The sequence below is a fragment of the Luedemannella flava genome (assembly GCF_039528515.1).
Lineage (GTDB): Bacteria > Actinomycetota > Actinomycetes > Mycobacteriales > Micromonosporaceae > Luedemannella > Luedemannella flava.
Genome location: NZ_BAAALT010000049.1, coordinates 1 through 11,729, shown reverse-complemented (window position 1 = coordinate 11,729; position 11,729 = coordinate 1). Strand labels below are relative to the sequence as shown.

General features: G+C 72.5%; 13 protein-coding genes. 12 read left to right on the top strand and 1 reads right to left on the bottom strand.

The window, feature by feature from the left end:
* The 8 genes from infB to ABD211_RS09710 all read left to right on the top strand — a co-directional run.
* Nucleotides 1-1,950 (top strand): translation initiation factor IF-2 (infB, locus tag ABD211_RS09745; RefSeq protein WP_344128529.1); only part of this gene is annotated, 1,950 nt, incomplete at its 5' end.
* A gap of 71 nt (nucleotides 1,951-2,021) precedes the next feature.
* Nucleotides 2,022-2,315 carry a DUF503 domain-containing protein gene (locus tag ABD211_RS09740; protein WP_344128527.1) on the top strand — a complete coding sequence of 98 codons (294 nt, stop codon included), beginning with the start codon at nucleotides 2,022-2,024 and terminating at the stop codon, nucleotides 2,313-2,315.
* Nucleotides 2,316-2,387: 72 nt separating this feature from the next.
* Nucleotides 2,388-2,855, top strand: coding sequence for a 30S ribosome-binding factor RbfA (gene rbfA / locus ABD211_RS09735; RefSeq protein WP_344128525.1), 468 nt, complete (start codon nucleotides 2,388-2,390; stop codon nucleotides 2,853-2,855).
* Nucleotides 2,852-3,880 (top strand): DHH family phosphoesterase, encoded by a 1,029-nt coding sequence (locus ABD211_RS09730; protein ID WP_344128523.1) that lies wholly within the window; start codon nucleotides 2,852-2,854, stop codon nucleotides 3,878-3,880. Before rbfA ends, ABD211_RS09730 begins: the two co-directional genes overlap by 4 nt.
* A 79-nt stretch (nucleotides 3,881-3,959) precedes the next feature.
* Entirely contained in the window at nucleotides 3,960-4,349 is a 390-nt protein-coding gene (locus ABD211_RS09725) for a hypothetical protein (protein ID WP_344128522.1), read from the top strand.
* A 2-nt stretch (nucleotides 4,350-4,351) separates the two neighbouring features.
* Nucleotides 4,352-4,564 carry a DUF6186 family protein gene (locus ABD211_RS09720; RefSeq protein WP_344128520.1) on the top strand — a complete coding sequence of 71 codons (213 nt, stop codon included), beginning with the start codon at nucleotides 4,352-4,354 and terminating at the stop codon, nucleotides 4,562-4,564.
* Between the two features lie 311 nt (nucleotides 4,565-4,875).
* A complete protein-coding gene (locus tag ABD211_RS09715) occupies nucleotides 4,876-5,100 on the top strand; it encodes a hypothetical protein (RefSeq protein ID WP_344128518.1) in 225 nt (74 codons plus the stop codon).
* Entirely contained in the window at nucleotides 5,094-6,437 is a 1,344-nt protein-coding gene (locus ABD211_RS09710; protein ID WP_344128531.1) for an MATE family efflux transporter, read from the top strand. Before ABD211_RS09715 ends, ABD211_RS09710 begins: the two co-directional genes overlap by 7 nt.
* Here the strand turns inward: ABD211_RS09710 and ABD211_RS09705 are convergent.
* Complete coding sequence (locus tag ABD211_RS09705; protein ID WP_344128516.1) at nucleotides 6,434-6,676, bottom strand: hypothetical protein; 243 nt, start codon at nucleotides 6,674-6,676, stop codon at nucleotides 6,434-6,436. The two genes, ABD211_RS09710 and ABD211_RS09705, sit on opposite strands and share 4 nt — an antisense overlap.
* 156 nt (nucleotides 6,677-6,832) lie before the next feature.
* Between ABD211_RS09705 and truB the strand changes: the two genes are divergently transcribed.
* From truB to ABD211_RS09685, 4 genes are all read left to right on the top strand, one after another.
* On the top strand, nucleotides 6,833-7,747 hold the full coding sequence (truB, locus tag ABD211_RS09700) for a tRNA pseudouridine(55) synthase TruB (protein WP_344128514.1): 915 nt from the start codon (nucleotides 6,833-6,835) through the stop codon (nucleotides 7,745-7,747).
* Nucleotides 7,748-7,774: 27 nt separating this feature from the next.
* Entirely contained in the window at nucleotides 7,775-8,719 is a 945-nt protein-coding gene (locus ABD211_RS09695; protein WP_344128512.1) for a bifunctional riboflavin kinase/FAD synthetase, read from the top strand.
* A gap of 145 nt (nucleotides 8,720-8,864) precedes the next feature.
* Nucleotides 8,865-9,134, top strand: coding sequence for a 30S ribosomal protein S15 (gene rpsO / locus ABD211_RS09690; protein ID WP_344128510.1), 270 nt, complete (start codon nucleotides 8,865-8,867; stop codon nucleotides 9,132-9,134).
* A gap of 297 nt (nucleotides 9,135-9,431) precedes the next feature.
* On the top strand, nucleotides 9,432-11,729 hold a 2,298-nt coding region (locus ABD211_RS09685; RefSeq protein WP_344128508.1), incomplete at its 3' end, for a polyribonucleotide nucleotidyltransferase.

Here is an 11,729-nt window from a genome sequence, read left to right as displayed (position 1 = left end):
CGTGGTCGCGGTGGCGGCGCGGGCGGTGCCTTCGGGCGTCCCGGCGGCCGGCCGAGCAAGGGTCGCAAGTCCAAGAAGCAGCGGCGTCAAGAGTTCGACAACCTGTCCGCCCCGACGATGAGCTCGGGCGCCCCGCGGGGCAACGGCCAGGTCGTCCGGCTCCCGCGCGGCGCCTCGCTGTCGGACTTCGCCGACCGCATCAACGCCAACCCCGGCCCGCTCGTGCAGGAGATGTTCAGCCTGGGTGAGATGGTGACCGCGACGCAGTCGTGCTCCGACGAGACGCTCATGATCCTGGGCGAGCACCTCGGCTTCACCGTCGAGATCGTCAGCCCGGAGGACGAGGACCGCGAGCTGCTCGCGCAGTTCAACATCGACCTCGACGCCGACATCGACGAGGAGCGGCTGGTCACCCGGCCGCCGGTGGTCACGGTCATGGGTCACGTCGACCACGGCAAGACCAAGCTGCTGGACGCGATCCGGCAGGCGAACGTGGTCGAGGGCGAGGCCGGCGGCATCACCCAGCACATCGGCGCGTACCAGGTCCACGTGCAGCACGAGGGCGTGGACCGGGCGATCACCTTCATCGACACCCCGGGTCACGAGGCGTTCACCGCCATGCGTGCCCGTGGTGCGCAGGCCACGGACATCGTGGTCCTGGTGGTCGCGGCCGACGACGGCGTCATGCCGCAGACGATCGAGGCGCTCAACCACGCGAAGGCGGCCGACGTGCCGATCGTGGTGGCCGTCAACAAGATCGACAAGCCGGACGCCAACCCGGGCAAGGTGCGCCAGCAGCTGACGGAGTACGGCCTGGTGGCCGAGGACTACGGCGGCGACACCATGTTCGTCGACATCTCGGCCAAGAGCCGGATCAACATCGACGGGCTGCTGGAGGGCGTCCTGCTCACCGCGGACGCGGCGCTGGACCTGCGGGCCCCGGTGGACGGCAAGGTCCAGGGCATCGCGATCGAGGCGCACCTCGACCGCGGCCGCGGCCCGGTCGCCACGGTGCTGGTCCAGCAGGGCACGCTGCGGGTCGGCGACGCCATCGTCGCGGGCGAGGCCTACGGCCGCGTCCGGGCGATGCTCGACGAGAACGGCCGCGTGGTCGACGAGGCCGGACCGGCCCGCCCGGTCCTGGTGCTCGGTCTGACCGCCGTGCCGGGCGCCGGCGACACCTTCCTCGTCACCGAGGAGGAGCGCACCGCGCGCCAGATCGCCGAGCAGCGCCAGGCGCGCAAGCGCGCGGCGCAGTTCGCCAACAGCGGCCGCCGGGCGACGCTGGAGACGCTGCTTGAGCAGATCAAGGAGGGCGAGAAGACCTCGCTGGCCCTGATCATCAAGGGTGACGTCTCCGGTTCGGTGGAGGCCCTGGAGGACGCGCTGGTCAAGCTCGACATTCCGGAGGAGATCCAGCTCAAGATCATCCACCGGGGCGTCGGCGCGATCACCGAGAACGACATCAACCTCGCCAGCGCGTCCGGTTCGGACTCGACGGCGATCATCATCGGCTTCAACGTGCGCCCGACCATCCAGGCGCGCGACCTCGCCGACCGCGAGAGCGTGGAGATCCGGTACTACACCGTCATCTACCAGGCCATCGAGGAGATCGAGGCGGCCCTCAAGGGCATGCTCAAGCCGGTGTACGAGGAGGTCGAGCTCGGTACGGCCGAGATCCGCGAGGTCTTCCGCTCGTCGAAGTTCGGCAACATCGCGGGTTGCATCGTGCGCAGCGGTCTCATCCGCCGCAACACGAAGGCCCGGCTCATCCGCGACGGCGCGGTGGTGGCCGACAACCTGTCGATCGTCGGCCTGCGCCGGTTCAAGGACGACGCCACGGAGGTCCGCGAGGGCTACGAGTGCGGTATCACGCTCGGCAGCTACAACGACATCCGCGTGGAGGACGTCATCGAAACCTTCGAGCTGCGCGAGAAGCCGCGCAGCTGACGTTGCCCGTCCCGGGCGCCGGCCGACGCCGGCGCCCGGGCGGCACCCATCCCGCACGGAGGAAGTCCCGCTTGTACACGGGCACCATCGTCTTCGACATGCTCCTGCCCGGCGACAGCCAGTCACTGAAGGACAAGCGCTCGTACGTGCGACCCATCGTCGCCGCGCTGCGCAAGTTCGAGGTCGCGGCCGCCGAGGTGGGTCAGCTTGACCGCCACGGGCGCGCCGAGATCGGCGTCGCGGTCGTGGCCAGCGACACGACGCACGTGTCCGAGGTCCTCGACTCATGCGAACGGATGATCGCCGGTCGGCCGGAAATCGAGCTGCTATCGGCCCGGCGGCGCCTCTACGGTGAGGATGACTGACGCGTGAAGCGGGGTAAGGTCAACCCAGCGTCAGCACAGCGAGCCAGCACAACATAGCCGGGAGGTGGGAGAATGTCCGATCCGGCCAAGGTCCGTCGGCACGCCGAGCGCGTGCGCGAGCTTGTCGCCGAGGCGGTGCGCACCCAGGTGAAGGATCCCCGACTCGGGATGATCACCATCACCGACGCCCGGATCACCGGCGACCTGCGCGACGCGACCGTCTACTACACGGTGCTCGGTGACTCGGCCGCCCAGGCGGGCACCGGCGCCGCCCTGGACAGCGCCAAGGGCCTGCTGCGCAGCACGGTCGGGCGCGCGCTCGGCCTGCGCCACTCGCCGAGCCTGACCTTCGTCCTCGACGACGTGCAGGACCACGCTAAGGAGATCGACGAGCTGCTGGCCGAGGCCGCCGAGCGCGACGCCCGGGTCCAGCAGTTGGCGGCCGGCGCGCGTTACGCGGGCGATGCCCAGCCGTACCGGGTCGACTCCGACGACGAGGACTCCGACGACGCGGCCCCGCCCGCCGACGACCGCGGATGATCGGCGTCACCGCCGACGAGGCCGCTCCGCCCGGCCTGTCCGAGGACGACTGGGCGGCGGCGGTCGCCGCCGTCGCCGGGCTGCCGCGCACCGCCTCCGTGGTCCTGGCGTGCCACATCAACCCCGACGGCGACGCGCTGGGCAGCATGCTGGGCTTCGGTCTCGGGCTGCGCCAGCTCGGCTTCGCCAACGTGCAGGCCAGCTTCGGCGAGCCGTACGACCTGGTTGAGGTCTTTGGTTTTCTGCCCGGCCAGGAGCTGCTCGTGCCGCCGGCGCAGACCGACCGGCGGCCCGACCTCCTGGTCACCTTCGACGCGGCGAGCCTGTCCCGGCTGGCCGAGCTGGCGTCCACTCTGGACACCGCGACGACGTCCATTGTGCTCGACCACCACGCGACCAACCCGGGCTTCGGCGCCATCCGGCTCATCGACCCGTCGGCGGCGGCCACCGCCCAGGTGGCCGCGACGTTCCTGGACCGGCTCGGCGTCGTCTACGACCAGGCCATCGCGACCTGCCTGTACACGGGGCTGAGCACCGACACCGGGTCGTTCAAGTTCGACGCGACCACCCCGGCGGTGCACGAGCTGGCGGCCCGGCTCATCGCCACCGGGCTGCGTCCGGCCGAGCTGTCCCGGCGCCTGTTCGACACCCGGCCGTTCGGCGCGGTACGCCTGTTGGGTGAGGTGCTCGACAGCGCCCGACTGGACCCGGCGGGCGCGCGCGGACGTGGCATCGTCTACGCCCACGCCGACCTGGCGGGCCTGGCCCGGCACAACCAGCCGGCGCACGTGCTGGAGAGCTTCATCGACGTGGTGCGCACGGTCGCCGAGGCCGACGTGGCGTGTCTGGCCAAGCCCATCCGCGACGGCGAGTGGTCGGTGTCGCTGCGCAGCAAGGGCGCCAACGACGTGGCGGCCGTGGCCCAGGCACTGGGCGGCGGCGGCCACCGCCTCGCCGCCGGCTTCACCTGGCGCGGCACCCTCCCGGACCTCTTCGCCGCCGTCGACCGGGAGCTGGCTGCCTGACCCCGGGCGGCCTGCGGCGGGAAGAGGCCCCTCTGGGGGCTTTCTCGCCGCGGCTCCTCTTCGTCACCACAATCGGGGTATGGAGCAGTCGGGGCCGGGGTTGGTGGGCCTTCGCGGTCAACTGTGTGCGCTCGCCACGGTCGCGGTGGTGGCCGGGTTCCTGCCGTCGTTCTCGGTCGGGGCCAACGCGCTCGTCGCCGTCGTCGGCGTGGTGATGTGCTGGCTGGGTCCGTCCGGTCGGCTCGGTCGCCGCAGCGTCGCCGGCCGGCCCAGCGGCCGGGGTGCGTTGCTGTGGTTGGTGCCGCTGCTGCTGGTGGGGCTCGTGGAGCTGTACGCGTTCAGCCGGCAGGCGGATGTGGCCTATCCGACCCTGTCGCTGCTGGCCGACCCGGTGCTCGGGACCTATCCCGGCCGGGTCGTCGGGTGCCTCGGCTGGCTGGTCGGCTTCTGGTGGCTGGCGCGGCGATGAGCGTGAGCCGCGCGGTCATCATCGGTCTCTTCGTCCTGGGCGGTCTGATCTTCCTGGTGCTGGCGGTGCTGTCCCGCCGGCCCGGTTCCGTCGTGCCGACGTTCGGCGCGTGCGTCGAGGCGGTCGTCGGCTGGGAGGTCCGTCGGATCCCCGTCGGCCGCATCGCCGTGTACGCGTTCTGGTGGTGGGTCGGCTGGCACTTCCTGGCCCGCTGACAACATTCTGCGCTCCCACTATCTGGAAAAGCTGCGCAGAATCTGGACCTGAACGATAACTTAGACAGCGTGCGCAGCGGGCTGATTCTTCGCCGCCGCGGCGGGACCTCCATTCGGTAGGCCAGCTCCCCGCCGCGGGTGATGGTCGCTGGCCGGGACGCATCGAGACGGACGTCCGTCGATTGACCGCCGGGGCTCGGCCGCCCATCCGCAGTGGCCGCGCCGCCGACACCAACCGTGGACCACGGCACCGGAGAACCCGGCGCCGGGACCGCCGAGCGCAGCCTCACGCGAACTGGAAGGACCCCACCATGGCAACCGCTGTGGTCACCGCGCCGCGCGCCACGGGCGCACGGCCCACCTGGCATACACCGACGACCGCGCCCATGTCGCCGGTCGCCGAGGCGCCCGCCGCCCCGGCCGCGCACAGCGCCACGCCCGGTGTCACGGGCAGCCGCCGACGCCGCGCGACCGGCGCGGGCGACGACGGCTCCGCACGGGCGGCGCTGCAGCAGTCGCTGGACCGGCGCTGGTAGGCGACGACCCTGTCGGAGTAAGCCAACCGCCGGGAGCGCCCCCCTCCGGCCGTCGCATCGCCGCGCTGGCGTTGCCCGCCCTGGTGGTGCTCGCGGCCGAGCCGCTCTACCTGCTCGTCGACACGGCCGTCGTCGGTCACCTCGGCAGCGCCGAGCTGGCCGCCCTCGCCATCGGCGGCGGGCTGCTCGCGCTCGTCGCGTGGCTGGGCAACGTCCTCGCGTACGGCACGACCGGCAGCGCCGCGCGGCTGTTCGGCGCCGGCGACCGGACCGCCGCCGTCGTGGACGGCGTGCAGGCGTCCTGGCTGGCGCTCGCCGGCGGGGTCGGGGTGGCGCTGCTGGTGCAGCTCGTGGCCGGGCCGCTCACCCGTACTCTCGCGGGCAACGCCGACCCCGGCGTGGCGGAGGCCGCCGAGGGATGGCTGCGCATCGCGGTCCTGGGCGCACCCGGGATCCTGCTCGCCATGGCCGGCAACGGCTGGATGCGCGGGGTGCAGGACACCGCCCGACCCATGCGCTACGTGCTCGGCGCGAACCTGATCTCCGCGGCGCTCTGCCCGGTCCTCGTCTACCCCCTCGGCCTCGGCCTCAACGGCTCGGCGATCGCCAACGTGGTCGCCCAGACGCTCAGCGGGGCGCTGTTCGTGCGCGCCCTCCTCGTGGCGGGCGTGCCGCTCGCCCCGCATCCCGGCACGCTGCGCCGCCAGCTCGTGGTGGGCCGCGACCTGCTCGTGCGCGGCGCCGCGTTCCAGGCCTGCTTCCTGTCCGCGGCCGCGGTCGGCGCCCGGTACGGCGCGGCGACCCTCGCCGCCCACCAGATCGGTCTCCAGCTCTGGTCGGCGTGCGCCCTCGCCCTTGACTCGATCGCGATCGCGGGTCAGGCCCTGGTCGGCGCGGCGCTCGGCGGCGGGGACGTGCCCGGCGCCCGGCGCACCGCCCGCCGGCTCACCGTCGTGGGCGGCTGGTGCGGCCTCGGCTTCGCGATCGTCATCGGCGCCGGCGCGTTCGTGCTGCCCGGCCTGTTCAGCGGCGACGCGGCGGTGCGGGAGCGGGCGCTCGTGGCGTGGCCGTGGTTCGTGGCGATGCTGCCGCTGGCCGGCGTGGTGTTCGCGCTCGACGGGGTCTTCATCGGCGCGGGCGACGTGCGCTTCCTGCGCAACCTCACGCTGGTGGCGGCGCTGGCGTTCTTCCTGCCCGCGATCTGGCTCGGCTACCGGCTCGACCTGGGCATCGGCGGCCTATGGGCGGCCCTGTCCCTGTTCGTGGTGGTGCGGCTGGTCGGCCTGCTCGCCCGCGTCGCGGGCGGGCGCTGGGCGGTGGCCGGCGCGCCGACCTAGGGCCCGGGCGTGAACCGCGACAGCAGGACCGACGTGGTGACGGCCGTCACCATGGCGACGCCGAGCAGGAGCCAGTCGGTCTCGCGAAGCTCGCCGGTGTGCCGGCGGAAAACCTCGGCGAGCTGGGCGCGGCGGTGCTCGCGACGGATCTGACGCTCGATCCGGGCGCCCCAGACCTGCAGCTCGACCATGGGGTCGGCGGGGCCGGTAGCGCGAGGGGGGTGCGGACGTGGGCTCATGGCGGTGCTCCGAGGATCCGGCGCCGGGGGGCGCGCCGTCACAGGTTGCGACTCAGAGTACGTCACCGCAGGTCAGGACGAGTTCCCCCGAATGGCCCAGTCGATGGGCGTGGCGGGGCGTGCGGCGGCGCCGGCGGCGGATGAGAGGCTCGCACCGTGACAGGGCGCGAGAAGACACAGCCGGGCGGCCTCATCGTCGTCGACAAGCCGGCGGGGATGACCTCGCACGACGTGGTGGCGCGGGTGCGCCGCGCCGCGCGGACCCGACGCGTGGGGCACGGCGGCACGCTCGACCCCATGGCGACCGGGGTGCTCGTGATCGGCGTCGAACGCGCGACCCGCATGCTCACGTACGTGATCGGCAGCACCAAGACCTATCTGGGCACGGTGCGGCTCGGCCAGACCACCATCACCGACGACGCCGAGGGCGAGGTGCTGACGCAGGCGTCCGCCGCCGCGGTCACCGACGAGGCGATCCGTGACGCGCTCGCCCGCTTCGTCGGTGAGATCGACCAGGTGCCCAGCGCCGTGAGCGCGATCAAGATCAAAGGCGTCCGGTCGTACGCCCGGGTGCGCGGCGGCGAGGAGGTCGAGCTGGCGCCGCGCCGGATCACCATCTCGCACCTGTCGGTCGGGGATATCCGCCCGGTCGACGGCGGCGTGTGCCGCGACGTGGACATCGAGGTGTCCTGCTCGTCCGGGACGTACATCCGGGCGATCGCCCGGGACCTGGGCGCGGCGCTGGGCGTCGGCGGGCACCTCACCGCGCTGCGGCGCACGGCCGTCGGGGGGTTCACCCTGGCCGAGGCGGTGACGATCGAGGACCTGTTCGCGCGGGCGGAGCGGGACGAGCCCGTGGTCACCCTCGACCTCGCGGCGGCGGCACGGCGCTGTTTCCCGGGCCGCGAGGTGGACGCCACGGCGGCCACGACGCTGGGTCACGGCGGCCCACTGCCCACGGCCGGAATCGAGGGACCTTACGCGGTCTTCGGACCCGGCGGAGAGGTGGTCGCTATCGTTTCCGAGCGGGGCGGTCGGGCGCGGCCCGAGGTCGTCCTCACGCCCGCCTGACAGAGCCGGAACGGCGAGGAGGAGCGGATGCAGCGGTGGCGCGGGCTGGGCGCGGTGCCCGGAGGCTGGGGTCGGTCGGTGGTGACGATCGGCGTGTTCGACGGCGTGCACCGGGGACACCAGCAGATCATCCGGCACACCGCGGCCCGGGCCCGGGAGCTCGGGGTCTCCTCGGTCGTCGTCACGTTCGACCCGCACCCGGCCGAGGTCGTGCGGCCCGGCTCGCACCCGGCGGTGCTCACCGAGCCCGCCCGCAAGGCGGAGCTGATCGAGGAGCTGGGCGTCGACGTCCTCTTCGTGATCCCGTTCACGGTCGAGTTCTCCCGGCTGAGCGCCGAGACCTTCGTGCATGACGTGCTGGTCGAGCAGCTGCACGTGGCCGCCGTGGTGATGGGGGAGAACTTCCGGTTCGGCCACCGGGCCGCCGGCGACGTGGCGCTGCTGACCCGGTTGGGGCGCAACTTCGGGTTCACCGTGGAGGGCGCGCCGCTCGTGGGGGCCCAGGCGGGCGCCGGCGAGCCGACGCTGTTCTCCTCGACGTACATCCGGGCCTGTGTCGACGCCGGGGACATCGCGGCCGCGACGGCCGCGCTGGGCCGTCCCCACCGGCTGGAGGGCGTGGTCGTGCGCGGCGACCAGCGCGGCCGGGAGCTGGGCTTCCCGACGGCCAATCTCATGCCGACCCGGTTCGCGGCGGTGCCGGCCGACGGGGTGTACGCCGGGTGGCTGAGCGCGCGGCACCTCGGGGGGCCGCTGCGCGCCGCCGTGTCGATCGGGACGAACCCGACGTTCTCGGGACGCGAGCGCCGCGTCGAGGCGTACGCCCTGGACTTCGACGGCGACCTCTACGGCGAGCGGGTGCGCCTGGACTTCGTCGAGCGCCTGCGCGACACGCTCCGCTTCGACGGTGTCGAGCCGCTCATTGCCCAGATTCACGACGATGTCGCCCGTACCCGTGCGATCCTGGCCTGATCAGCCCACGCCGGCCGCCTCGGGCGGGCCGGGGATCGGGGTCTGTTAGCCTTGGGGCTACGCCGGGTAACCGGTCGGGGTCCCGCGTGCCTGCACGACGCCGCGGGTGCGGGGCTCGTTCAATGCCCGACAGATGAGGGAGAGTATGGCGCTCGAAACGGCCGAAAAGGCCAAGATCATTGAGGAGTTCGGCGCGAACGCGCAGGACACGGGCTCGCCCGAGGTCCAGATCGCGATGCTGACGTCGCGCATCAACACGCTCACCGAGCACCTCAAGCAGCACAAGCACGACCACCACAGCCGCCGCGGCCTGCTGATCCTCGTGGGCCAGCGTCGCCGGCTCCTGGCCTACCTGGCCAAGAAGGACATCGCGCGCCGCCGGGCCATCGCCGAGAAGCTCGGCCTGCGGCGCTAGAAGCAGACAAGCGGGGGAGTCGGTTGGCGGATCGCCGGTCGCTCCCCCGCGGTCCAGTGAGACACTTGTCGACAGCGGACGTGTCGGCGCAACCGGCGCACAGCGGCACACCGCGGACACCTACAGGGGCATCTCCGGTAACGGGGAGCCGAGCGGACGACAGAGCCAGCTCGCGTGATCGGTCCTCGGTAGTGGCCTTCGGAAGGCGCGGCGCGCCTGCGAGGGCTTCGATCGAAGACCGACCGCGATCCGCTCCCCACGGCGTGCCCCGCACACATTGAGGGAGTTCATCAACACATGACCGAGCAGACAAACCTCGGCACCCAGCACAGCAAGGCGATCATCGACAACGGGTCGTTCGGCACCCGCGAGATCGTCTTCTCCACCGGCCGCCTCGCCCAGCAGGCCGCCGGCTCCGTCCTCGCCCAGCTCGAGGACACCGTCGTGCTCTCGGCCACCACGGTCGGCAAGCACCCGAAGGACCAGTTCGACTTCTTCCCGCTGACGGTGGACGTCGAGGAGCGCATGTACGCGGCCGGGCGCATCCCGGGTTCGTTCTTCCGCCGCGAGGGTCGCCCCAGCGAGGACGCGATCCTCACCTGCCGGCTCATCGACCGCCCGCTGCGCCCCAGCTTCGTCAAGGGCCTGCGCAACGAGGTCCAGGTCGTCTGCACCGTGCTCGCGCTCGACCCGGCCCACCCGTACGACGTCGTCGCGATCAACGCGGCCTCGATGTCGACGAAGCTGTCGGGCCTGCCGTTCTCCGGCCCGATCGGCGCGACCCGCGTGGCGCACGTCGACGGCACCTGGGTGGCCTTCCCGACCAACGAGGAGCTGGAGCGCGCGACGTTCGACATGGTCGTCGCCGGCCGTACGCTGCCCGACGGCGAGGTCGCGATCATGATGGTCGAGGCCGAGGCCACCGACCACACCGTCGCCCTCGTGGCCGGCGGCGCGACCGCCCCGACCGAGGAGGTCGTGGCGAGCGGCCTCGAGGCCGCCAAGCCCGCCATCCGCGAGCTGTGCCGCGCCCAGAACGAGCTCGCGGCCGTCGCCGCGAAGCCGACCGCCGAGTTCCCGGTCTTCCTGGACTACCAGGACGACGCCTACGCCGCGGTCGAGGCCGCCGCCCGGGCGGACATCGCCGAGGCCCTCAAGATCGCCGGCAAGGCCGAGCGCGAGGAGGCCCTCGACGCGGTCAAGGAGCGCGCGCTCGAGTCGGTCGTGGCCCAGTTCGAGGGCCGCGAGAAGGAGCTGTCCGCGGCCTTCCGCTCGGTCACCAAGAAGGAGGTCCGGGCCCGGGTCCTGCGCGAGCAGGTCCGCATGGACGGCCGCGGCCTGCGCGACATCCGCCCGCTGAGCGCCGAGGTCGGCGTCCTGCCCCGGGTGCACGGCTCAGCCCTGTTCGAGCGCGGCGAGACCCAGATCCTCGGCGTCACCACGCTGAACATGCTCCGCCTGGAGCAGACCCTGGACACCCTGGGCCTCGCGAAGACCAAGCGTTACATGCACAACTACAACTTCCCGCCGTACTCGACGGGTGAGACCGGCCGCGTCGGCTCGCCGAAGCGGCGGGAGATCGGCCACGGCGCGCTGGCCGAGCGGGCGCTCATCCCCGTGCTGCCCAGCCGCGAGGAGTTCCCGTACGCGATCCGCCAGGTGTCCGAGGCGCTCGGCTCCAACGGCTCGACGTCGATGGGCTCGGTCTGCGCCAGCACGATGGCGCTGCTGTCCGCCGGTGTGCCGCTGAAGGCGCCGGTCGCCGGCATCGCCATGGGTCTCATCTCCGACGAGGTCGACGGCAAGACCACGTACGTGACGCTGACCGACATCCTCGGCGCCGAGGACGCGTTCGGCGACATGGACTTCAAGGTCGCCGGCACCCGCGACTTCGTGACCGCCCTGCAGCTGGACACCAAGCTCGACGGCATCCCGTCGGACGTGCTGGCCGGCGCCCTGCAGCAGGCGCACGACGCCCGCCAGGCGATCCTCGACGTGATGAGCGAGGCGATCGGCTCCCCGGCGGACATGTCGGACTACGCGCCGCGCGTCACCACGATCAAGATCCCGGTCGACAAGATCGGCGCGGTCATCGGTCCCAAGGGTCAGATGATCAACGCGATCCAGGACGAGACCGGCGCCGACATCACCATCGAGGACGACGGCACGATCTACGTCGGCGCGACCGACGGCCCGAGCGCCCAGGCGGCGGTCGACCGGATCAACGCCATCGCCAACCCGACCCTGCCGAAGGTGGGCGACCGCTTCCTCGGCACCGTGGTGAAGACCGCCGCGTTCGGCGCCTTCATCTCGCTGCTGCCCGGCCGCGACGGCCTGCTGCACATCTCCAAGGTGGGCGACGGCAAGCGGGTCGAGAAGGTCGAGGACTTCCTCAACGTCGGCGACAAGGTCGAGGTCGAGATCGCCGAGATCGACTCGCGCGGCAAGATCTACCTGGACAAGGTCCGGCCGGAGGGCGCGCCCGCGCCCGAGGCGGGCGAGAAGCCGGCGCGGGAGCGCGGCGACCGGGGCGACCGTGGTCCGCGCGACCGTGACCGGGGCGACCGTGGCCCGCGCGACCGCGACCGCGGCGAC